The 22,832-nt window shown below is 59.8% G+C and carries 23 protein-coding genes and 1 tRNA gene; 15 read left to right on the top strand and 9 right to left on the bottom strand.

All coding sequences use genetic code 11. The features are described from left to right. Positions 1 to 4 precede the first annotated feature (4 nt). The 15 genes from ACVHNU_RS18455 (at position 5) to nadA (ending at position 11,707) form a co-directional block, all read left to right on the top strand. Positions 5 to 751, top strand: a complete 747-nt coding sequence (locus tag ACVHNU_RS18455) for a YebC/PmpR family DNA-binding transcriptional regulator (protein WP_003227527.1) — start codon at positions 5 to 7, stop codon at positions 749 to 751. Positions 752 to 909: 158 nt separating this feature from the next. After that, positions 910 to 1,437, top strand: coding sequence for a crossover junction endodeoxyribonuclease RuvC (gene ruvC / locus ACVHNU_RS18450; RefSeq protein WP_003227525.1), 528 nt, complete (start codon positions 910 to 912; stop codon positions 1,435 to 1,437). Positions 1,438 to 1,551: 114 nt separating this feature from the next. After that, entirely contained in the window at positions 1,552 to 2,160 is a 609-nt protein-coding gene (gene ruvA, locus ACVHNU_RS18445; protein WP_003227522.1) for a Holliday junction branch migration protein RuvA, read from the top strand. Next, the gene (ruvB, locus tag ACVHNU_RS18440) at positions 2,161 to 3,222 is read left to right on the top strand and encodes a Holliday junction branch migration DNA helicase RuvB (RefSeq protein WP_003227521.1); all 1,062 of its coding nucleotides are present in this window, start codon (positions 2,161 to 2,163) and stop codon (positions 3,220 to 3,222) included. It abuts the gene before it with no gap. 127 nt (positions 3,223 to 3,349) lie between these two features. Then, positions 3,350 to 3,817 (top strand): tol-pal system-associated acyl-CoA thioesterase, encoded by a 468-nt coding sequence (gene ybgC, locus ACVHNU_RS18435; protein WP_003227519.1) that lies wholly within the window; start codon positions 3,350 to 3,352, stop codon positions 3,815 to 3,817. Then, entirely contained in the window at positions 3,807 to 4,502 is a 696-nt protein-coding gene (gene tolQ / locus ACVHNU_RS18430; RefSeq protein ID WP_003227517.1) for a protein TolQ, read from the top strand. The genes ybgC and tolQ overlap by 11 nt, the downstream gene beginning before the upstream one ends. A gap of 23 nt (positions 4,503 to 4,525) precedes the next feature. Beyond that, the gene (tolR, locus tag ACVHNU_RS18425; protein ID WP_177434691.1) at positions 4,526 to 4,978 is read left to right on the top strand and encodes a protein TolR; all 453 of its coding nucleotides are present in this window, start codon (positions 4,526 to 4,528) and stop codon (positions 4,976 to 4,978) included. Next, positions 4,978 to 6,042, top strand: coding sequence for a cell envelope integrity protein TolA (gene tolA, locus ACVHNU_RS18420; RefSeq protein ID WP_003227513.1), 1,065 nt, complete (start codon positions 4,978 to 4,980; stop codon positions 6,040 to 6,042). Before tolR ends, tolA begins: the two co-directional genes overlap by 1 nt. Before the next feature lie 17 nt (positions 6,043 to 6,059). Further along, on the top strand, positions 6,060 to 7,340 hold the full coding sequence (tolB, locus tag ACVHNU_RS18415; protein ID WP_473020084.1) for a Tol-Pal system beta propeller repeat protein TolB: 1,281 nt from the start codon (positions 6,060 to 6,062) through the stop codon (positions 7,338 to 7,340). 52 nt (positions 7,341 to 7,392) lie between these two features. Next, positions 7,393 to 7,890 carry a peptidoglycan-associated lipoprotein Pal gene (gene pal, locus ACVHNU_RS18410; RefSeq protein WP_473018017.1) on the top strand — a complete coding sequence of 166 codons (498 nt, stop codon included), beginning with the start codon at positions 7,393 to 7,395 and terminating at the stop codon, positions 7,888 to 7,890. Positions 7,891 to 7,896: 6 nt separating this feature from the next. After that, on the top strand, positions 7,897 to 8,730 hold the full coding sequence (gene ybgF, locus ACVHNU_RS18405) for a tol-pal system protein YbgF (RefSeq protein WP_003227506.1): 834 nt from the start codon (positions 7,897 to 7,899) through the stop codon (positions 8,728 to 8,730). 166 nt (positions 8,731 to 8,896) lie between these two features. After that, on the top strand, positions 8,897 to 9,544 hold the full coding sequence (gene queE, locus ACVHNU_RS18400) for a 7-carboxy-7-deazaguanine synthase QueE (protein ID WP_003227504.1): 648 nt from the start codon (positions 8,897 to 8,899) through the stop codon (positions 9,542 to 9,544). Between the two features lies 1 nt (position 9,545). After that, the gene (queC, locus tag ACVHNU_RS18395; RefSeq protein ID WP_103522278.1) at positions 9,546 to 10,238 is read left to right on the top strand and encodes a 7-cyano-7-deazaguanine synthase QueC; all 693 of its coding nucleotides are present in this window, start codon (positions 9,546 to 9,548) and stop codon (positions 10,236 to 10,238) included. A 62-nt stretch (positions 10,239 to 10,300) separates the two neighbouring features. Beyond that, a tRNA-Lys gene (locus ACVHNU_RS18390) sits at positions 10,301 to 10,376 on the top strand. 272 nt (positions 10,377 to 10,648) lie between these two features. Next, positions 10,649 to 11,707 (top strand): quinolinate synthase NadA, encoded by a 1,059-nt coding sequence (gene nadA, locus ACVHNU_RS18385; protein WP_003227499.1) that lies wholly within the window; start codon positions 10,649 to 10,651, stop codon positions 11,705 to 11,707. 136 nt (positions 11,708 to 11,843) lie between these two features. Here the strand turns inward: nadA and ACVHNU_RS18380 are convergent, their stop codons facing one another. The 9 genes from ACVHNU_RS18380 to arcC form a co-directional block, all read right to left on the bottom strand. Then, positions 11,844 to 12,332 carry an RDD family protein gene (locus tag ACVHNU_RS18380; RefSeq protein WP_098965267.1) on the bottom strand — a complete coding sequence of 163 codons (489 nt, stop codon included), beginning with the start codon at positions 12,330 to 12,332 and terminating at the stop codon, positions 11,844 to 11,846. A gap of 97 nt (positions 12,333 to 12,429) precedes the next feature. Further along, complete coding sequence (locus ACVHNU_RS18375) at positions 12,430 to 12,642, bottom strand: cold-shock protein (RefSeq protein WP_003237709.1); 213 nt, start codon at positions 12,640 to 12,642, stop codon at positions 12,430 to 12,432. 405 nt (positions 12,643 to 13,047) lie between these two features. Continuing rightward, positions 13,048 to 14,172, bottom strand: coding sequence for a glycine cleavage system aminomethyltransferase GcvT (gcvT, locus tag ACVHNU_RS18370; protein WP_473018015.1), 1,125 nt, complete (start codon positions 14,170 to 14,172; stop codon positions 13,048 to 13,050). A 135-nt stretch (positions 14,173 to 14,307) separates the two neighbouring features. Beyond that, positions 14,308 to 15,684 (bottom strand): L-serine ammonia-lyase, encoded by a 1,377-nt coding sequence (locus tag ACVHNU_RS18365; RefSeq protein ID WP_003227491.1) that lies wholly within the window; start codon positions 15,682 to 15,684, stop codon positions 14,308 to 14,310. Between the two features lie 207 nt (positions 15,685 to 15,891). Further along, positions 15,892 to 18,744 carry an aminomethyl-transferring glycine dehydrogenase gene (gene gcvP / locus ACVHNU_RS18360; protein ID WP_473018014.1) on the bottom strand — a complete coding sequence of 951 codons (2,853 nt, stop codon included), beginning with the start codon at positions 18,742 to 18,744 and terminating at the stop codon, positions 15,892 to 15,894. Positions 18,745 to 18,755: 11 nt separating this feature from the next. Continuing rightward, a complete protein-coding gene (gene gcvH, locus ACVHNU_RS18355; protein ID WP_473018013.1) occupies positions 18,756 to 19,139 on the bottom strand; it encodes a glycine cleavage system protein GcvH in 384 nt (127 codons plus the stop codon). A gap of 438 nt (positions 19,140 to 19,577) precedes the next feature. After that, entirely contained in the window at positions 19,578 to 21,086 is a 1,509-nt protein-coding gene (locus ACVHNU_RS18350; RefSeq protein ID WP_045122605.1) for a sigma-54-dependent transcriptional regulator, read from the bottom strand. Between the two features lie 211 nt (positions 21,087 to 21,297). Further along, positions 21,298 to 21,660, bottom strand: coding sequence for a DUF5064 family protein (locus ACVHNU_RS18345; protein WP_473018012.1), 363 nt, complete (start codon positions 21,658 to 21,660; stop codon positions 21,298 to 21,300). 62 nt (positions 21,661 to 21,722) lie between these two features. After that, positions 21,723 to 22,652 carry a carbamate kinase gene (arcC, locus tag ACVHNU_RS18340; RefSeq protein ID WP_003227483.1) on the bottom strand — a complete coding sequence of 310 codons (930 nt, stop codon included), beginning with the start codon at positions 22,650 to 22,652 and terminating at the stop codon, positions 21,723 to 21,725. Between the last annotated feature and the right edge of the window lie 180 nt (positions 22,653 to 22,832).

Here is a 22,832-nt window from a genome sequence, read left to right as displayed (position 1 = left end):
AGTTATGGCAGGTCATTCCAAGTGGGCGAACATCAAGCACCGCAAAGAACGTCAGGATGCCAAGAGAGGCAAGATCTTCACCAAGTGGATCCGTGAGCTGACCGTTGCGGCCCGTCAGGGCGGCGGCGATCCGGGTTCCAACCCGCGTCTGCGCCTGGCCCTGGACAAGGCTCTCGGCGCGAACATGAGCCGCGACATCATCGACCGTGCCGTTGCGCGTGGCGCCGGTGCGACCGAAGCGGACAACGTTGAAGAATTGACCTATGAAGGTTACGGCCCGGGCGGCGTGGCGGTGATGGTCGAGTGCATGACCGACAACCGCAACCGTACCGCAGCTGCCGTGCGCCATGCGTTCAGCAAATGTGGCGGCAACCTCGGTACCGACGGTTCGGTTGCGTATCTGTTCGAACGCAAAGGCCAGATCAGCTTCGCCCCGGGCGTCGATGAAGACGCGCTGACCGAAGCGGCGCTGGAAGCCGATGCCGACGACGTGGTCAGCCATGAAGACGGCTCGATCGACGTGTTCACCTCGTTCACCAGCTTCTATGCCGTGCGTAACGCGCTGGAAGCGGCCGGGTTCAAGGGTGACGACGCAGAAATCGTCATGCAGCCGACCACCAGCGCCGAACTGGATCTGGAAGGCGCGGAGAAGGTGCTCAAGCTGATCGACATGCTCGAGGATCTGGATGACGTGCAGAACGTCTACTCCAACGCGGACATTCCGGAAGATGTGGCCGCTCAGCTCGGTTAAGAGCGACTAGGCTTCAATGTGGGAGCGGGCTTGCTCGCGAATGCGGCGAATCAGCAAGCATCAATGCTGAATGACACGCCGCATTCGCGAGCAAGCCCGCTCCCACATTGGTTATTCGCTGTTTTGATTTTCGTGTTTCTACCGAATCCGCAGGCGTTATGACTTTAATTCTGGGTATCGACCCCGGCTCGCGCATCACCGGTTACGGGGTTGTTCGCGATACCGGCCGCGGCGGCTGCATCTACGTGGCGTCGGGCTGCATCCGTACCGGCGCCGGCGAGCTGCATGAGCGGCTGCAAATCGTTTATCGCGGCGTGCGTGAAATCATTCAGACCTATGGCCCGGTGACCATGGGCATCGAAAAAGTGTTCATGGCGAAAAACGCCGATTCGGCTCTCAAGCTCGGCCAGGCTCGCGGTGCGGCAATCGTTGCCGGTGCCGAGGAAAGCCTGGAGATTGCCGAGTACACCGCAACCCAGGTCAAGCAAGCCGTGGTCGGCACCGGCGCCGCCAATAAGGAACAGGTGCAGATGATGGTCATGCACATGCTCAAGCTGACCAGCAAACCGCAGATCGATGCCTCGGATGCCCTGGCCATCGCGATTTGTCACGCGCACACCCGTTCCAGCCTGCTGCCGCATGGCCTGGGAACCGCACGCAGTCGTGGCGGGCGCCTGCGTCTCTGATAGCATCAGCAATCATTTTTGCGGAATGCGGATTTCGCGCCTGGGTCGTCGGCCCGATTCCCGCCTTCCATCTGTCGCCAGCCCACGGCTGGCCAACGCTCAAGGATCTGAAACGTGATTGGACGCTTGCGCGGCACCTTGGCTGAGAAACAGCCGCCGCACCTGATTCTGGATGTAAACGGCCTCGGGTATGAGCTGGAAGTGCCCATGACCACCCTTTATCGTCTGCCGTCGGTCGGTGAACCGCTGACGCTGCATACCCATTTGGTCGTACGCGAAGACGCGCAGTTACTCTATGGTTTCGCCGGCAAGCGTGAGCGAGACTTTTTTCGCGAGTTGATCCGTCTCAATGGTGTCGGACCGAAACTGGCCCTGGCCTTGATGTCGAGCCTGGAAGTCGATGAACTGATCCGCTGCGTGCAATCCCAGGACACTTCGGCGCTGACCAAGGTGCCGGGGGTTGGCAAGAAAACCGCCGAGCGTCTGCTGGTCGAATTGAAGGATCGCTTCAAGGCCTGGGAAACCTCACCGGCCATGTTCGCCCTGGTGCCGAATCAGCCGGACGGCCCGGCGCCGGTCAATACCGCTGAAAACGATGCGGTCAGCGCGCTGATTTCTCTGGGCTACAAACCGCAGGAAGCGAGCAAGGCGATTACCGCCATCAAGGACAAGAATTTGAGCAGTGAAGACCTGATCCGCCGCGCCCTGAAGGGAATGATTTAAGTGATTGAAGCTGATCGTCTGATCGCCGCCGCGCACAGCCCGCGTGAGCGCGAAGAAGTCCAGGACCGGGCCATTCGCCCGGTCAGTCTGGCCGACTATATTGGCCAGCCGACTGTCCGCGAGCAGATGGAGCTGTTCATCCAGGCGGCGCGTGGTCGCAGTGAATCGCTGGATCACACGTTGATCTTCGGCCCGCCGGGTCTAGGTAAAACCACCCTGGCCAACATCATCGCCCAGGAAATGGGTGTGTCGATCAAGAGCACGTCCGGCCCGGTACTTGAGCGTCCGGGCGACCTGGCGGCACTGCTGACCAATCTTGAGCCGCACGACGTGTTGTTCATCGACGAAATCCATCGTCTGTCACCCATCGTTGAAGAAGTGCTGTACCCGGCGATGGAAGATTTCCAGCTCGACATCATGATCGGCGAAGGACCGGCGGCGCGCTCGATCAAGCTGGATCTGCCACCGTTCACTCTGGTGGGCGCCACTACTCGTGCCGGCATGCTGACCAACCCGTTGCGTGACCGCTTCGGTATCGTCCAGCGTCTGGAGTTCTACAGCACGGCGGATCTGGCGACGATTGTCAGTCGGTCTGCGGCTATTCTCGGTCTGCCACTGGATCCGGAGGGTTCTTTCGAAATTGCTCGTCGTGCCCGTGGTACGCCGCGAATCGCCAACCGCCTGCTGCGTCGGGTGCGCGATTTTGCCGAAGTGCGCGCCAAGGGCCATATCACCAAGTCGGTGGCCGATCTGGCCTTGAACCTGCTGGACGTCGATGAACACGGTTTCGACCATCAGGACCGGCGCCTGCTGCTGACCATGATCGAGAAGTTCGATGGCGGTCCGGTAGGCATCGACAGCCTGGCGGCGGCGATCAGTGAAGAGCGTCATACCATTGAAGACGTGCTGGAGCCGTACCTGATTCAGCAGGGCTACATCATGCGTACGCCACGGGGCAGGGTGGTGACACGGCATGCGTATCTGCATTTCGGTTTAAACATTCCGTCACGAATGGGCGAAATGCCCGTGGCAGACGAGTTTCTCGATGCCTTGGACGATTGATACACATTTATTGGCGATTTATTCAGCGTTTGTACTGTCACAGGACGGTACTTTTGCGGTAAAGCCTTAAACACTGAAAAAACAGTTGCCTGGCCGGATTGGCAACCCGAGGAGTAAGCACTAGAGTATGCGCGCGCAAAACGGGCTTGAGCCGTTCGCACATCGTTGTCGCGTTTATTACGAGGACACCGATGCCGGCGGCATCGTGTATTACGTTAATTACCTCAAGTTTATGGAACGGGCTCGAACCGAGCGGCTCCGGACGCTGGGCTTTGCCCAGTCGGAACTGGCAGGGGAGGACCTGTTGTTTGTCGTGCATTCCAGCGAAGCGCGCTACCACGCGCCGGCGCGACTGGACGACGAACTGCTGGTAAGCGCTGATGTAATCGAATTGAACCGTGCCAGCCTGCGCTTTAAACAGCAGGTCAGGCGGGCCACGGATAATGCGCTGCTCTGTGAAGGGCAGTTTCTGGTGGCCTGTGTGCGCACCGACAGTTTGAAACCCCGGGCCATGCCCGAATCCTTGCGTGCGGCCTTTGCCGACGCGGGCGGCACGGGTACACACTCAAAGCAGGAGATAAAGCGTGGAAGCTAACGTCGTCGACCATTCCTCCATGTGGAGCCTGGTCAGCAATGCCAGCATCGTGGTGCAGTTGGTAATGTTGACCCTGGTGGCCGCATCGGTGACCTCATGGATCATGATCTTTCAGCGCAGCAATCTGTTGCGCGCCGGTCGACGCGCCCTGGAGAGCTTCGAAGAGCGCTTCTGGTCGGGTATCGATCTGTCCAAGCTGTACCGTCAGGCCGGCAGCAACCCGGATCCGGATTCGGGCGTGGAGCAGATCTTCCGTGCCGGTTTCAAGGAGTTCTCCCGTCTGCGTCAGCAGCCAGGCGTCGATCCGGAAGCAGTGATGGAAGGTGTAGCGCGTGCCATGCGCGTCGCCATCTCCCGTGAAGAAGAGAAACTGGAGCAGAGCCTGCCGTTCCTCGCCACTGTCGGTTCGGTCAGCCCGTACATCGGTCTGTTCGGTACCGTGTGGGGCATCATGAACTCCTTCCGTGGTCTGGCTCAGGCCCAACAAGCGACCCTGGCCACCGTGGCGCCGGGTATCGCCGAAGCCCTGATCGCCACCGCGATCGGCCTGTTCGCCGCGATCCCGGCCGTTATCGCTTACAACCGTTTCTCTGCCCGCAGCGAAACCTTGCTGAGCCGCTACTACACCTTCGCCGATGAGTTCCAGGCGATCCTGCACCGCAAAGTGCACACCAGCGAAGAATAAGCAGGTATTTCCCGATGGCTTTAATCGCTCGAGCCCGAAACAAGCGCAAGCCGGTCGCCGAGATGAACGTGGTGCCATACATCGACGTGATGCTGGTGCTGCTGGTTATCTTCATGGTGACCGCGCCGATGCTCAATCAGGGCGTGAAAGTGGATCTGCCCAAGGTTTCCAGCGAAGCCTTGCCGCAGGACAACAACACTCAGGTGCTGACCATTTCGATCAAGGCTGACAAGACCTACTACTGGAACCTTGGCAGCGAAGTCGACACTGAAAAGCAGCAGGACAGGGCAATGACGCTGCCGCAGATGACTGACGCGGTGACCAAGATCATTCGTGCCGGCACCGAAGGTGGCAAGCGTACCCAGGTCTTTATCCGTGGCGACAAGTCGGTTGACTACGGCTCCGTCATGGGGGCCATGGGCGGGTTGCAGAAAGCCGGGGTCGGTAATGTTGGTTTGATTACCGAGGCCCCCTGATGCAGCAACAGCGAGAGCCGTCCGCCTCGGAAAGCTACTTCTGGCCTAGTGTTCTGGCGATTGTCCTGCACGTGCTGGTGTTCGGCATGCTGTTCGTCAGTTTCGCCTTCACACCGGAGTTGCCGCCGGCCAAGCCGATTGTTCAGGCGACCCTGTACCAGCTGAAATCGAAAAGTCAGGCAACCACCCAGACCAATCAGAAGATTGCGGGTGAGGCGAAGAAATCCGCCGCGCGCCAGACCGAAGTCGAGCAGATGGAGCAGAAAAAGGTCGAGCAGGAAGCGGTGAAGGCTGCGGAACAAAAGAAAGAAGAAGCGGCTCAAAAGGCCGAGGAAGCCAAGAAGGCCGATCAGGCGAAGAAAGCGGACGAGGCGAAAAAGGCTGATGAAGCCAAGAAAGCCGACGATGCGAAGAAAGCCGAGGCCAAGAAGGCAGAAGAGAAACAATTGGCTGATATAGCCAAGAAGAAAGCCGAAGAAGAGGCTAAAGAAGAGGCCAAGAAAGAGGCCGCTGAAGAAGCCAAGAAGAAGATCGTCGAAGACGCGAAGAAGAAAGCCGCCGAAGACGCCAAGAAAAAAGCTGAAGCTGAAGAGGCGAAGAAGAAAGTCGCCGACGAAGCGAAGAAGAAAGCTGCTGCCGATGCTGCGAAGAAGAAAGCGCAGGAAGCGGCACGTAAATCCGCCGAAGAGAAAAAGGCTCAGGCCCTCGCAGATTTGCTTTCCGACACGCCGCAGCGTCAGCAGGCCTTGGCCGATGAACAGGGTGACGAAGTTGCGGGCAGTTTCGATGACCTGATTCGTGCTCGCGCAGCGGAAGGTTGGGCACGTCCTCCTTCGGCACGCAAAGGCATGACGGTCGTGCTGCAAATCGGCATGTTGCCGGACGGTACGGTGACTTCGGTCAGCGTGGCCAAGTCCAGTGGCGACGGTCCGTTCGATGCTTCGGCAGTCGCGGCGGTCAAGAATATTGGACGTTTGACGGAAATGCAGGGAATGAAGCCGAGCGATTTCGCTCCGTATCGTTCATTCAAGATGACATTCACACCTGAGGATCTAGCCTTGTGAGAAACCTTCTTCGAGGAATGCTGGTCGTGATCTGCTGCATGGCAGGGGTCGCGATGGCGGATGAAAAGAACATTCTGGTCACCAGCGGCAGCGATCGGGCGACTCCGATCGCCGTCGTACCGTTCGGTATGCAGGGCGGTGCCGTGCTGCCGGACGACATGGCAGAAATCATTGGTAACGATTTGCGGAACTCGGGCTACTACTCGCCGATTCCAAAGCAAAACATGATCAGCCAGCCAAGCCAGCCGAGCGAAATCATCTTCCGTGACTGGAAGGCGGTGGGTGCTCAGTACATGATGGTCGGCAGCATTGCTCCAGCGGGCGGTCGTCTGCAGGTGCAGTGGGCACTGTTCAACGTGGCCACCGAGCAGAAAGTGGCTGACGGCAGTGTGTCCGGTACCACCGAGCAACTGCGTGACATGGCGCACTTCATCTCGGACCAGTCGTTCGAAAAACTTACCGGTATCAAAGGTGCGTTTTCGACTCGTCTGCTGTACGTGACAGCCGAGCGTTTCTCCGAGAAGAACACTCGCTACACCCTGCAGCGTTCGGACTACGACGGTGCCCGTGCGGTAACTCTGTTGCAATCGCGCGAGCCGATCCTGTCGCCGCGTTTCGCACCGGATGGCAAGCGCATCGCCTATGTGTCGTTCGAGCAGAAGCGTCCACGGATCTTCATGCAGAACATCGACACCGGTCGCCGTGAGCAGATCACCAACTTCGAAGGCCTGAATGGCGCGCCAGCCTGGTCGCCGGATGGCACTCGTCTGGCGTTCGTTCTGTCCAAGGACGGTAACCCGGATATCTACGTGATGAACCTTGGTTCGCGCCAGATCACTCGCGTCACCGCTGGTCCTGGTATCAACACCGAACCGTTTTGGGGCAAGGATGGCTCGACCATCTACTTCACCTCCGACCGTGGCGGCAAGCCGCAAATCTACAAAACCAGCGTCGGTGGCGGTGGTGCGGAACGTGTGACCTTTATCGGTAACTACAACGCCGCACCTAAATTGTCGGCTGATGAAAAGACCCTGGTCATGATTCACCGTCAGGACGGCTTCACCAATTTCCGGGTTGCGGCTCAGGATTTGCAGCGCGGTAGCGTAAAAATCCTCACAGACACCAACCTTGATGAGTCAGCTACTGTTGCGCCCAACGGCACCATGGTAATCTACGCCACCGCCCAGCAGGGCCGGGGAGTCTTGATGCTCGTGTCTATCAATGGACGCGTGAGGCTCCCGCTTCCTACCGCACAAGGCGAAGTCAGAGAACCTTCCTGGTCCCCTTTCCTGAACTGACGCGGCGCTACACGTTTTACTTAACACATTGGGGTTCATTAGGAGTTTCACGATGGAAATGCTGAAGTTTGGTAAGTTTGCTGCGCTGGCTCTGGCCATGGCTGTAGCTGTAGGTTGCTCTTCCAAAGGCGGCGACAACGCCGGTGAAGGCGCTGTTGATCCAAACGCTGGTTACGGCGCAAACACTGGTGCTGTTGACGGCTCCCTGAGCGAAGAAGCTGCTCTGCGCGCAATCACCACCTTCTACTTCGAATACGACAGCTCGGACCTGAAGCCAGAAGCCATGCGCGCTCTGGACGTTCACGCCAGAGACCTGAAAGCAAACGGCGCTCGCGTTGTTCTGGAAGGCAACACCGACGAACGTGGTACTCGTGAGTACAACATGGCACTGGGCGAGCGTCGTGCGAAAGCCGTTCAGCGCTACCTGGTACTGCAAGGTGTTTCCCCAGCTCAACTGGAACTGGTTTCCTACGGTAAAGAGCGTCCAGTTGCTACTGGCCACGACGAGCAGTCTTGGGCTCAAAACCGTCGCGTCGAACTGCGTAAGTAATTCGATATGCGAACGTGCCGTCGTGCTGTAACTATTCTGGCTCTCAGCCTCGCGCCGCTTGCGGCGTGGGCTGTTCCTGTGGTCGATGACAACTCCGGTTATAACAATAGCGGGAGCAGTTATCCGCCTGCGGGTTACGGTACGAACGGCGCCTATGCCGGGGGAGCGGCTTCGGCCCCTGCCTCGGCACAGGGCATGCTGTTCAACCAACTGCAACAGATGCAGGATCAGATATCGCGCCAGCAAGGCGTGATCGAAGAACTGCAGAATCAGGTTGCGCGCATGAAGCAGGAATCCCTGGAGCGATACCAGGATCTTGATCGGCGCATAGGATCCGGTGCTGCACCTGCCGCGACTCCTGAGAATTCTTCTGCCGGTGGCGATGCAAGTGCTGCTGCCGGTGCTGCCGCTGGCGCCGGGGCTGCTGCCGCCCAGGCACCTGCTGCGAGTAGTGAACCGGGTGATCCGGCCAAGGAAAAGCTGTATTACGATGCCGCTTTCGACCTGATCAAAGCCAAGGATTTCGACAAGGCCAGCCAGGCTTTCTCGGCATTCCTGCGCAAATACCCGAACAGCCAGTACGCGGGCAACGCCCAATACTGGTTGGGTGAAGTGAACCTGGCCAAGGGCGATCTGCAAGGTGCAGGTCAGGCTTTTGCCAAGGTGTCGCAGCTCTATCCCAAGCACGCCAAAGTGCCGGATTCGCTGTACAAGCTGGCTGACGTAGAGCGCCGCCTCGGTCATACCGACAAGGTCAAAGGCATTCTGCAGCAGGTGGTTTCCCAATACCCGGGTACCTCTGCGGCTCAGTTGGCCCAACGCGATCTGCAACGCATGTAAGTGTGTTTGACCCGTTTGGAAGAAACCCGCGCTTGTCGCGGGTTTTTTCGTTAGAATTCACGCCCTTTTTCTGAAACACGCTTCTGGTGATCTACGCGTTGGCGGGGTTGCTTGAAGTGCCTGACGGAGGCGGACAGCCTGTTTAGCTGTTACGCCCGTGGCGACTATGCAAGACACATTGAGAATTACCGAAGTTTTCTACTCGTTGCAGGGGGAAACACGGACTGCCGGGCTGCCCACGGTTTTTGTGCGCCTGACCGGTTGCCCGTTGCGTTGCCAATACTGCGACAGTGCCTATGCGTTCAGCGGCGGTACGATCCGCACCCTCGACGACATCCTCGAGCAAGTGGCCGGATATCGTCCGCGCTATGTCTGTGTGACCGGCGGTGAGCCGCTCGCACAGCCGAACGCCATCCCTTTGCTTAAACAGTTGTGCGATGCCGGTTACGAAGTGTCACTGGAAACCAGTGGTGCGCTCGACATCTCGGCGGTAGATTCGCGCGTCAGTCGCGTAGTCGACTTGAAGACGCCGGACTCTAAAGAGGCGCATCGCAACCGCTACGAAAACATCGAACTGTTGACGCCCAACGATCAGGTGAAGTTTGTCATCTGTTCGCGGGACGACTATGACTGGGCGGTCTCGAAGCTGATCCAGTACGGTCTTGATCGCCGTGCGGGTGAAGTGCTGTTTTCCCCAAGTCATCATGACCTCAATGCCAGGGATCTGGCGGACTGGGTGGTGGCAGACAACCTGCCGGTGCGGCTGCAATTGCAGCTGCATAAATATCTATGGAATGACGAGCCGGGGCGCTGATATGACTGAACAACTGAACACTAATGAAAAACGTGCGGTAATCCTGCTGTCGGGTGGTCTGGATTCGGCGACGGTCGTGGCGATGGCCCGGGCTGAAGGTTACGCCTGCTATACCATGAGCTTCGATTACGGCCAGCGCTCTCACGCTGAATTGCACGCCGCCGCACGTGTTGCCCGCGATCTGGGTGTGGTCGAGCACAAAGTGATCGGCCTGAACCTGAACGGCATGGGCGGCTCGGCACTGACCGACACCAGCATCGACATTCCGGAAGAGCTGGGCGAGGGCATCCCGGTGACCTACGTGCCGGCGCGCAACACCGTGTTCCTGTCGCTGGCGCTGGGCTGGGCTGAAGTGCTCGGTGCGCGTGACATCTTTATCGGCGTCAACGCGGTGGACTATTCCGGTTACCCGGATTGCCGTCCCGAGTTCATCGAGTCGTTCGAGCGCATGGCCAACCTGGCGACCAAGGCCGGCGTGGAAGGCAACGGCTTCCGCATTCAGGCGCCGCTGCAGAACCTGAGCAAGGCGCAGATCGTTCAGGCTGGCGTGAAGCTCGGTGTGGATTATGGCCTGACCGTTTCCTGCTATCAGGCGGACGATGAAGGCCGTGCGTGCGGCAAATGCGACAGCTGCCGCCTGCGTGCAGAAGGCTTCGCAGCGGCCGGTGTAAGCGATCCAACACCTTATTTTTGATTTTTTTCAAAAAGGTGTTGAATAGTCCTTAAAAATCAGTATTATACGCGCCACCACACAGCGGGTCGTTAGCTCAGTTGGTAGAGCAGTTGGCTTTTAACCAATTGGTCGTAGGTTCGAATCCCACACGACCCACCATATTTGGCGGTTTAGAAAATCCGGAAGGCCCACGAAAGTGAGGATTTCCGGGTTTTTTTTTGCCTGCGATTCGGGCACCGCTCCTTTCATCATCGCCTGCGCTGACACAGGTCAGAATCATCTTTTGTATCAACGGGATATTCTGTAGCCTTGCGCAGCTTCAACGCTGTCCGTGCCTGATAAAAACTCACTCTCCCGGCGGTACCCTCAAGCGGTCCGGAGCCGGGTGTATACTCGACTTTCGCGCGAAAGCGCCTGCAGGTCTTGCGAACATGACGCAGATTTCCGAACGCCTTCTGGTTCAAGCCCACCTCGATGCCAAACAGCCCAAACCGCTGACTGCCGAGGAAGAGGCCTACTACCGTTCCGCCATCGCCGCTGAGCTCAAGGCTCAGGACGCGGTGCTGGTTGCCCACTTCTATTGCGATCCGGTGATTCAGGCTCTGGCCGAAGAAACCGGTGGCTGTGTGTCCGACTCCCTGGAGATGGCCCGCTTCGGCAATGCCCATCCGGCCAAGACCGTGGTGGTCGCCGGCGTGAAGTTCATGGGCGAGACTGCAAAGATCCTCAACCCGGAAAAACGCGTGCTGATGCCGACCCTGGACGCGACCTGCTCGCTGGACCTGGGGTGCCCGGTGGACGAGTTCTCGGCGTTCTGCGATCAGCATCCGGAGCGCACGGTGGTGGTGTACGCCAACACCTCGGCCGCCGTCAAAGCCCGGGCTGACTGGGTAGTGACGTCGAGCTGTGCGCTGGAGATCGTCGAAAGCCTGATGGACAACGGCGAGACCATCATCTGGGGCCCGGACAAGCACCTGGGCACTTACATTCAGCGCAAGACCGGCGCCGACATGCTGCTGTGGGACGGTGCCTGCATCGTCCACGAGGAATTCAAGTCCAAGCAACTCGAAGACATGAAAGCGCTGTACCCGGACGCCGCGATTCTGGTGCACCCCGAGTCGCCGACCTCGGTGATCGAACTGGCCGACGCCGTCGGTTCCACCAGTCAGTTGATCGCTGCCGCGCAAAGCCTGCCGAACAAGACCCTGATCGTCGCCACCGACCGTGGCATCTTCTACAAGATGCAGCAGTTGTGCCCGGACAAGGTCTTTATCGAGGCGCCAACCGCCGGTAACGGCGCAGCGTGCCGCAGTTGCGCACATTGCCCGTGGATGGCCATGAACACCCTTGAGCGCACGCTCAAGAGCCTGAAGGAAGGGACGAACGAGATCTTTGTCGATCCGGCGTTGATTCCGCAGGCGATCCGCCCGTTGAAGCGCATGCTGGATTTCACTCAGGCGGCGCGGATGAAGCTGGCGGGTAACGCTTAAGCTCGTTGAGGCAACACGCAAAACCTGTGGGAGCGGGCTTGCTCGCGAAGGCGGTGTATCAGTCGATGCAAAAGGTGACTGATACACCGCCTTCGCGAGCAAGCCCGCTCCCACATTGGTATCTGGCGTCTGGAATTTATTTGCTCTTCTTCGGAATCCGCACCACGCGGGTATCGGAATAGATGTCGTGCCAGGTGCGCTTCTGCTTGTCGTACAGCGACCAGAAGAATCCAAGCCCTGCGCACAGCCACGAAGCGATCGACACCATAAACCGCAGCAGCGCCTGCCACAGGCTGATCGCGCTGCCATCGGCGTTCTGCACACGTATGCCCCACACCTGCATGCCCAGTGTCTGTCCGCCGTGAGTCCAGAACTTGGCGAAGAACGCAAACAGTACCAACAGCAGCACCGTGGAATACAGCGGATCGCCATCCATTTTCCCGGCGTCGGTCAGTACGCGCAGGCGTTCTTCACCGATGATCGCTGCCTGGATCAACTTGTAAACGAAGCCGGTAACGATCAGCAGGGCGGTGCACAGCAGGAAGTCATAGAACATGGCTGCCAAGCGGCGGCCGAGGCCAACAGCAGGAAAGTCGCCCTGGGGAGTGAGCAGGTTTTTCGACATGGCAGCCTCTGGACGCAAAATGAAGCGCCATTTTACGGATTCGCGCGCACAAAAAAGCCCCTGATATCAATATCAGGGGCTTTTTCGTTACAGAAGATTAGCCTTCTGCTTGTACTTCATCAGCCTGCATGCCTTTCTGGCCTTGCACAGCAACGAAGGTCACTTTCTGGCCTTCTTTCAGGCTCTTGAAGCCGTTGCCCTGAATGGCGCGGAAATGCACGAACAGATCCGGACCGCTTTCTGGAGTGATAAAACCAAAACCTTTCTCGTCGTTAAACCACTTGACGGTACCGCTCTGACGTGTCGACATTTCTTATATCCTTTGACGCATAAATTGATGACAGTCTCTTTCTCATGAAAGAGTACTGGGGCTGGTTGCAGGAGAGTAAGAAGACGTCGAGCGGGATGTAGCTAACTTTGTAGGCTACTGCCCAGGTCACGATTCCAAGCTGACCCATGCAAACACAGTGAACAAACTCTACGCCAACTACGGGAGAAAAAACAAGCCCCGCGAAGGCCCCGGTTTTCCTGCCCCTGCAGGCAGTTAATCAATCCACTAGTGCAGGCTTAGACGATTAGCTTGTTCAATTGTTTTCGAACGTTATAAGCAAAGTTCATATTCGAATCGGATGTTAGAAAATGCACTTTTTTGTGGCGATTGCGTTACACATTAGTGCACGCGTAACGCAATCGCGTTACTTATAGAAACAGTCAATCAACCACGATAGTAGCGTTGTGGAACAAATGGCATTTTGCTTACAAGCATTTGCACCTTTTTCCCACGAACGATGGCCCAGACTGGTGTGTCGAGAGCGACATAAGCGCTGTCGAGGTAACCCATCGCCAATGGGCCACCCAAGGTCGGGCCGAAGCCGCCGCTGCACACGCTGCCGATGATTTCGCCGGCTTCGTTGACGATTTCTGCGCCTTCACGCACCGGGGTACGCTCTTGTGGCAGCAGACCGATACGTTTGCGTGCAACACCGTTCTGCTGTTGGGCAAATACCTGCTCCGCACCCGGGAAACCACCGGCGCGCGCGCCATCGGCACGGCGTGGCTTGGAGATCGCCCACAACAGGCTGGCTTCGATCGGGGTGGTGTCGGTATTCATGTCGTGGCCGTACAGGCACAGGCCGGCTTCCAGGCGCAGCGAGTCGCGGGCGCCGAGGCCGATGGCCTGGACTTCCGGTTCGGCCAGCAGGGCGCGGGCGAGTTTTTCCGCGTCGGCGGCGGGCACCGAGATTTCGAAACCGTCTTCACCGGTGTAACCCGAGCGGCTGACGAAGCAATCCACGCCCAGCAATTGCACGCGGTTGAACTGCATGAAAGTCATCTTCGCCACCTCTGGCGCAAGACGCGCCAGCACGGTGACCGCCGCCGGGCCTTGCAACGCCAGCAGCGCGCGCGCTTCGAACAGCTCCGTAATGGTGCACTGACCGCCGATGTGTTGTTGCAGATGCGCCAGATCCTGATCCTTGCACGCGGCGTTGACCACCAGGAACAGTTCGTCGTTGCCCAGATTGGCGACCATCAAATCATCGAGAATGCCGCCGCTCTCGTTGGTGAACATCGCATAGCGCTGCATGCCCACTGGCAGGTCGATGATGTCCACCGGTACCAGGGTTTCCAGGGCCTTGGCGGCATTGGCGCCGGTCAGGCGGATCTGGCCCATGTGCGAGACATCGAACAGCCCGGCCTGTTCACGGGTGTGTTGGTGTTCCTTCATCACGCCCAGCGGATATTGCACCGGCATGTCGTAGCCGGCGAACGGCACCATGCGGGCGCCGAGTTCGAGGTGCAGAGCGTGCAGCGGGGTTTTCGACAGTTGTTCGGTGGACATGCGTGGCTCCTTGAAAGTTTGAGTTTGGGGGCATGGGGCTAGATTTAGATCAAGATCAAAAGCCCCTCACCCCAGCCCTCTCCCGGAGGGAGAGGGGGCTAAGTGCGGTCCTCTACCACAGGGAGAGGACATAAATCAGCATTCGATGATGTTGACTGCCAGACCGCCGCGGGCGGTCTCTTTGTATTTGCTTTTCATGTCGGCGCCGGTCTGGCGCATGGTGCGGATGACTTTGTCGAGCGAGACGAAGTGTTGTCCGTCGCCGCGCATGGCCATGCGCACCGCGTTGATCGCTTTCACCGAGCCCATGGCGTTGCGCTCGATGCACGGCACCTGCACCAGCCCGCCAATCGGGTCGCAGGTCAGGCCGAGGTTGTGTTCCATGCCGATTTCCGCGGCGTTTTCGACTTGCTGCACGCTGCCGCCGAGCACTTCGCACAACGCGCCGGCCGCCATCGAGCAGGCCACGCCGACTTCGCCCTGACAGCCGACTTCGGCGCCGGAGATCGAGGCGTTTTCCTTGTACAGAATGCCGATGGCGGCGGCGGTCAGCAGAAAGCGCACCACGCCGTCATCGTTCGCCCCCGGGATAAACCGCATGTAGTAATGCAGCACCGCGGGGATGATCCCCGCCGCACCGTTGGTGGGTGCGGTGACTACGCGGCCACCGTTGGCGTTTTCTTCGTTGACGGCGAGGGCGTACAGGTTGACCCAGTCGAGCACGGACAGCGGATCGCGCAGCGCCGATTCCGGGTTCTTGCACAGTTGCCGGTGCAATGCCGCCGCCCGGCGTTTGACCTTCAGCCCGCCCGGCAGAATGCCTTCGTTGCGACAGCCAGCGGCAACGCAGTCCTGCATCACTTGCCAGATTTTCAGCAGACCGGCGCGTGTCTCGGCTTCCGGGCGCCAGGCGCTTTCGTTGGTCAACATCACTTGGCTGATCGACAGACCATAGGTGGCGCAGTGACCGAGCAAATCCTTGGCACTTTTGAACGGGAAGGTCAGCGGGGTGGCGTCTTCAACGATGCGGTCGGCCCCGGCCGCGTCTTCATCGACCACAAAACCACCGCCCACCGAATAGTACTCGCGGCTGCGGATCTGAATACCTGCCGCATCGAAGGCGCGAAAGATCATGCCGTTGGGGTGATAGGCCAACGGCTTGCGGATCATCGCCAGGTGTTCTTTCTCGTTGAACGTGATGCTGTGTTCGCCGAGCAGATTCAGCCGGCCATTGCCGCGAATTTCCTGCAGGCGCGCGGCGACGGTTTCGGTATCGACGGTGTCCGGGTGTTCACCTTCAAGGCCGAGCAGCACGGCTTTGTCGCTACCGTGACCCTTGCCGGTGGCGCCAAGCGAGCCGTACAGCTCGACTTTGACGGAGGTCGTTGCCGACAGCAGGTCGTCGCGGCGCAGGCCTTCGGCGAAGCGCGCAGCGGCTCGCATCGGGCCGACGGTGTGGGAGCTGGAAGGGCCGATGCCAATCTTGAACAGGTCGAACACGCTTAACGACATGAGTGGTTCTCCGGTTTCTTGTTATAGGAATTGGCGCAAGCTCGAGGCTGGACACAAATCCCCTGTGGGAGCGGGCTTGCTCGCGAATGCGGTGTGTCAGGCAACATTGATGGCGATTGATACACCGCATTCGCGAGCAAGCCCGCTCCCACATTGGGATCTATGGTTTTGCTGAAATCGGGGCAGGTAAATCTGCCCCGCATCCCTTTAAGCGTAGCTTTCGATCGACGGGCAGGCGCAGACCAGGTTGCGGTCGCCGAACACGTTGTCGACGCGACCGACCGGCGGCCAGTATTTACCTTCGACCAACGACGCCACCGGATACACCGCTTGCTCGCGGCTGTACGGATGGGTCCACTCGCCGACCAGCTCCGCCGCGGTGTGCGGAGCGTTTTTCAGCGGGTTGTCGTCCTTGTCCAGCGTGCCGTTTTCCACCGCACGGATTTCTTCGCGGATGCGGATCATGGCGTCGCAGAAGCGGTCCAGTTCTTCCTTGGATTCGCTTTCGGTCGGCTCGATCATCAGCGTGCCGGCCACCGGGAACGACATGGTCGGCGCATGAAAACCGAAGTCGATCAGGCGCTTGGCAACGTCATCGACGCTGATGCCGCTGCTGTCTTTCAGTGGACGCAGGTCGAGGATGCATTCGTGCGCCACCAGCCCGTTGCTGCCGGTGTACAGCACTGGATAGTGCTCTTCGAGGCGACGGGAAATGTAGTTGGCATTGAGGATCGCCAGTTGCGAAGCACGCTTCAGACCGGCGCCGCCCATCATGCGAATGTACATCCAGGTGATCGGCAGAATGCTCGCGCTGCCGAACGGCGCTGCACAGACCGCGCCTTCCTTGCGTGCCATCTGGCCGTGACCCGGGAGGAACGGGGTCAGGTGCGACTTGACGCCAATCGGGCCTACGCCCGGGCCGCCACCGCCGTGCGGGATGCAGAAAGTCTTGTGCAGGTTCAGGTGCGAGACATCGCCGCCGAACTTGCCCGGCGCGCAGAGGCCGACCATCGCGTTCATGTTGGCGCCGTCGATGTACACCTGACCGCCGTTGTCGTGAATGATCCCGCAGATTTCGCGGATACCTTCTTCGAACACGCCGTGGGTCGACGGGTAGGTGATCATCAGCGCCGCGAGGTGTTCGCGGTGCTCGATGGCCTTGGCGCGCAGGTCTTCGATGTCGACGTTGCCACGCGCATCGCACGCGGTCACCACCACGCGCATGCCGGCCATATTGGCGGTGGCCGGGTTGGTGCCGTGGGCCGACGACGGAATCAGGCAGATGTCGCGGCGCTCGTCGCCACGGCTCTGGTGGTAAGCGCGAATCGCCAGCAGGCCAGCGTATTCACCCTGCGAACCGGCGTTCGGTTGCAGCGAGATCGCGTCGTAACCGGTGGCGGCGCAGAGCATCGCTTCCAGTTCGTCGGTCAGTTGCTGATAACCGGCGCTCTGTGCGGCTGGGGCGAACGGGTGCAGGGCGCCGAATTCGGCCCAGGTCACCGGGATCATTTCGCTGGCGGCGTTGAGTTTCATGGTGCACGAGCCCAGCGGGATCATGGTGCGATCCAGTGCCAGGTCCTTGTCCGCCAGTTTGCGCAGGTAGCGCATCAGCTCGGTTTCCGAGTGATAACGGTTGAACACCGGGTGGCTGAGGATCGGCGACTGACGCACCAGCGCCGCCGGGATGGTGCTTTGCACCGAAGCGGCCAGCGCAGCGAAGTCCGGCAGGGCCTTGCCGTCGGCGAACAAGCCCCACAGGGTTTCGATGTCAGCCTGAGTGGTGGTTTCGTCCACCGACAGGCCCAGACGCTCGGCATCGATGACCCGCAGGTTGACCTGCGCGGCGTGTGCCTTGTCGTGCAGGGCGGCGGTGTGTGCACCGGTGGCGAGGGTCAGGGTGTCGAAGAAGCTTGTCTGCTCGACTTTCGCGCCCAGTGCGCTCAGGCCCTTGGCCAGAATCGCGGTCAGGTGATGCACGCGGTTGGCGATCTGCGTCAGGCCTTTCGGGCCGTGGTACACGGCGTACATGCTGGCGATGTTGGCCAGCAGCACCTGCGCGGTGCAGATGTTCGAGGTGGCCTTCTCGCGGCGGATGTGTTGCTCGCGGGTCTGCATCGCCAGACGCAGCGCCGGTTTGCCGAAACGGTCAACCGAAACACCGACCAGACGGCCCGGCATGTCACGCTTGAACGCATCCTTGGTGGAGAAATAAGCCGCGTGCGGGCCACCGAAGCCCAGCGGCACGCCGAAGCGTTGCGCGGAACCGATGGCGACGTCGGCGCCGAACTCGCCCGGAGCGGTCAGCAAAGTCAGAGCCAGCAGGTCGGCAGCCACGGCCACCAGCGCGTTGGCGGCGTGGAAACGCTCGGTCAGTTCGCGGTAGTCGAACAGGTCACCGTTGCTCGCCGGGTATTGCAGCAGCGCGCCGAAGAACGGCGTGACGTCGCTCAGTTCACGCTCATCGCCGACCACCACGTCGATGCCCAGCGGCTCGGCACGGGTGCGCAGCACGTCGAGGGTTTGCGGGTGGCTGTGGATCGAGGCGAAGAATTGATGGCTGCCCTTGTTCTTGCTCAGGCGTTTGCAGAAGGTCATGGCTTCGGCAGCGGCCGTGGCTTCGTCGAGCAAGGAGGCGTTGGCGATCGGCAGGCCGGTGAGGTCGCTGATCAGGGTCTGGAAGTTCAGCAGCGCTTCGAGACGGCCCTGGGAAATTTCCGGCTGGTACGGGGTGTAAGCGGTGTACCAGGCCGGGTTCTCCAACAGGTTGCGCAGGATCGGCGACGGCGTGTGGCAGTTGTAGTAGCCCTGGCCGATGTAGGTCTTGAACAGTTGGTTTTTGCCGGCGATGGATTTGATCATCGCCAGTGCATCGGCCTCGCTCAGGCCGTCGTCCATGCCGAGCACGCTGGTGCCCTTGATGCTTTCCGGGATGACGCTGGCGCTCAGCGCTTCGAGCGAGTCGAAGCCGAGGCTGTTGAGCATGGCTTGCTCGTCACCGGCGCGCGGGCCGATGTGACGGGCGATGAATTCGTTGGCAGTGCCGAGGTTTACTTGGGTCATGTCGTTACTCCTCAGGCTTCGGCTTGGGCTTTGATCAGACGGTCGTAGGCGTCCTGATCCAGCAGTTTCGCCACCGCCGAGGCGTCGCTTGGCTGGAAGCGGAAGAACCAGCCTTCGCCCAGCGGATCTTCGTTGACCAGTTCCGGGCTGCCGTCCAGTGTCGGGTTCACTTCCACAACTTCACCGTCGAGGGGCATGTACACGCCGCTGGCGGCTTTCACCGATTCCACGGTGGCGGCTTCGGCGCCTTTTTCGTAAGCCTGCAGCTCAGGCAGTTGCACGAACACCACGTCGCCCAGGGCGTTCTGCGCGAAAGCGGTGATGCCGACAGTAACGCTGCCGTCAGCTTCGGTGCGCAGCCATTCGTGATCTTCAGTAAAACGCAACTCGCTCATGGAAACTCCTAAGGGGGCCAGACTCGTCTGGTGGACGCGGTGGAAGGCTCGGGCAGGAAAGCCCTGATTTTATGAGCGGTTACTTAGCAAGAACGCGGCCATATTGGATTTATCTATATAAATCAATTGGTTGTCTGATTTTAGAGAAGGCAGGAATCGAATGGCTGTAGCGAAATCGCTACAGCTTGGGGCGGGGAGAAAAGCTGAAGCGGATCAAAGCCTTGCGCAGCGGCGATTGGAAGAGGGTGTAGTGATATCGTTCCGCTGTAGCGCTTTCAGTACAGATGGAGGTCGTTTTTAACGCAGGAAATATAAATCCTGAACTGGAAACCCGCACTGTAGGAGCTGCCGAAGGCTGCGATCTTTTGATTCTGTTTTTCAAGATCAAGATCAAAAGATCGCAGCCTGCGGCAGCTCCTACAGGGGATTTGTGGTGGTTCAGGGTTTGTTGGGAATGCCGTATTTGCGCAGTCGATGGGCAATCGCCGTGTGCGAGGTTTGCAGGCGGCTGGCCAGTTGGCGGGTCGAGGGGTAGCTGACGTAGAGCTTTTCCAGCAGCGATTTTTCGAAGGATTCGACGGCTTGTTCAAGGCTGTCGACGTCACTGTCGGTCTGCCGCGCCACCGAGGTGCCAGCGATGTCGAGGTCGCCGATGTCCACCAGACTGCTTTCGCAGATGGCAGCCGCGCGGAAGATCACGTTCTGCAACTGCCGCACGTTGCCCGGCCAGCGGTTGCCGAGCAGCGCCGGATAGGTGCCGGGGGCGAGGCGGCAGACCGGGCGCTGAATCTGCGCACAGGCCTGCTGCATGAAATAGCGCGCCAGTAGCAGGATGTCCTGACCGCGTTCGCGCAGCGGCGGCACTTCGACGTTGAGCACGTTGAGGCGGTAGAACAGGTCTTCGCGGAACAGGCCTTCGCTGACCATTTTTTCCAGGTCGCGGTGGGTCGCGCTGAGGATCCGCACGTTGACCTTCACCTCGCGATCGCCGCCCACTCGACGGAAGCTACCGTCGTTCAAAAAGCGCAGCAGCTTGGCCTGCAAGTACGGCGACATCTCGCCGATCTCGTCGAGAAACACCGTGCCCTGGTTGGCCAGTTCCATCAGCCCCGGTTTGCCGCCACGTTGCGCGCCGGTAAAGGCACCGGGGGCGTAGCCGAACAGTTCGCTCTCGGCGAGGTTTTCCGGCAGCGCCGCGCAGTTCAGGGCGAGGAACGGCGCACTGTGTCGTGCACTGATGGCGTGGCAGGCGCGGGCCACCAGTTCTTTACCGGTGCCGGTTTCGCCTTGAATCAACAGCGGCGCATCAAGCGCTGCGACTCTTTGCGCGCGGGCCTTGAGGGTGCGGATCGCCGGGGATTCGCCGAGCAGTGCATCGAAGCCTTCGGCATGGTCATGGTGCAACGCCGAGAGCTGTTCGCCGATGCGGTTCGGCTGATACAGGGTCAGCAGCGCGCCGGCGTCGGTGATCGGTGTGGCGTCGAGCAGCAGGGTCTGGCCGTTGACGGTGATCTCGCGCAGCGGCAGGCGGAAGCCTTGTTCGAGCAGGGTTTCCAGCAGACCGGGATCGTTGAACAGTTCCGAGACACTTTCCCCCGCCGGTTCACGCCCGTACAGCGCGATCAGTGCCGGGTTGGCCAGCAGCACCTTGCCGGCGCTATCGAGGGCAAGTACCGGATCGGTCATCGCCGCGAGCAGCGCATCGAGCTGCAGGTGCCGACGCTGGCCGGGGAGGATGTCGACCACCGTCACCGCTTCTACACCGCGCACGCGAAACAACGCATCTTTCAATTCTTCGAGCACTTGCGGGCTCAAGGTCGGGGCGTCGATGTAGACGTTGGGCGGGATCATCTCCACCGCATCCAGATTGAGATTGCGTCCACCGAGGATAGCCAGGACTTCCTGGGTGATGCCGACGCGGTCGATGAAGCTGACGTGGATACGCATGGGGCGGTTCAGTGTTCTGCAGTGCGGAGGGTGGCAAGTATGCCTTGGGGCGGGGCAATGGTGAAATCTGCAACGATTGGCAGCGCTACACCGATACCTTGTGGGAGCGGGCTTGCTCGCGAAGGCGCCAGGTCAGACTGCATAAATGGTGACTGACCCGGCGCCTTCGCGAGCAAGCCCGCTCCCACAGGGGAAATGTGCTGTGTTCGGGTTATTCGAGGTGTTCCGGTTTGACCGGATCCCCGGACTTCATATTCAGCTGCGCCCGTACATCTTCAAACATCAGATCGTAATGCTTGTGCTGCGAGCCGATGCTGCTGTGGGTCTTGGGAATGCCGTATTTCTCGACAATCCTGGTCACGTCCCTGGCGAAGTTGTAGGCCTGGTCCTTGGGCAGAAAGAAGGTTTCCTTCATGTCCTTGCCCTGGATGTTGCCGTGCAGGGTGAACTGCATCCCTTTGCCTTCTTTGGGATCGGTGAACACTTGGTAGTCGAGGCACAGGTCGTAACTGACATCGTCCTTGTTCAACGCGTGCCGCTCGATGTGCAAATGACCCGGTTCGAATATGGCCATGGGTTTCTCCTTTCAAGGCATGGGAGAAGGGCAGACCCTGGGCCTGCCCTCGGAGTTTCTAGTTATCGATAGCTGATGCCCGGCTTCGCCGTGCTGACGCGCGTACCGGCGGTGCCCTGGACGATCGCTTCGATGTCCGCGAGCGAACCGATCACCGCGACCTTGCCAGTATGGCGCGCGAATTCGCAGGCTGCCTGCACCTTCGGCCCCATGGAGCCGGCGGCGAAACCCAGGCGTTCCAGTTCGTCCGGGTGCGCTTCGGCGATGGCTTTCTGTGTCGGCTTGCCGTAGTCGATGAACGCCGCGTTGACGTCGGTGGCGATGACCAGCAAGTCGGCTTCCAGTTGCTCGGCGAGCAGCGACGAGCACAGGTCCTTGTCGATCACCGCCTCGATGCCCTTGAGGTTGCGATGCTCGTCGTACATGGTCGGAATCCCGCCGCCACCCGCACAAATCACGATGCTGCCCTTGTCCAGCAGCCACTTGATCGGACGGATCTCGAAGATGCGTTTCGGCCGTGGACTGGCCACCACGCGGCGGAACTTGTCGCCGTCCGGAGCGATGGCCCAACCTTTTTCAGCAGCGAGTTTTTCTGCTTCGGCCTTGTCGTAGACCGGGCCGATCGGTTTGGTCGGATTCTGGAAGGCCGGGTCCTTGGCGTCGACTTCAACCTGGGTCAGCAGGGTGGCGAACGGCACTTCGAAGTCCAGCAGGTTGCCCAGTTCCTGTTCGATGATGTAGCCGATCATGCCTTCGGTTTCGGCACCGAGCACGTCCAGCGGGTAGGGGGTGACGGAGGTGTAGGCCGCCGCCTGCAGCGACAGCAGGCCGACTTGCGGGCCATTGCCGTGGGCGATGACCAGTTGGTTGCCGGGATGGATCTTGGCGATTTGCTCGGTGGCGATGCGGATGTTGGCGCGCTGGTTGTCAGCGGTCATCGGCTCGCCACGACGGAGCAGGGCGTTACCGCCCAGAGCTACGACGATACGCATGGTGCATGTCCTTCTAATCAGAGGAGAGGCAAACGACTCGGTCGTAATGCCAGAACCGCGGGCCTTTGTGGGAGGGGGCTTGCTCCCGAAGGCGGCGGGTCAATCGACATCAGTGTTGAATGACACACCGCTTTCGCGAGCAAGCCCGCTCCCACATTTGGATTCGGTTCCTTCAGTGGG

The sequence above is a fragment of the Pseudomonas sp. Ors-4-3C genome (assembly GCF_055755035.1).
The sequence above is the reverse complement of the archived record's forward strand: the minus strand, read 5'-3'. Positions and strand labels throughout refer to the sequence as shown.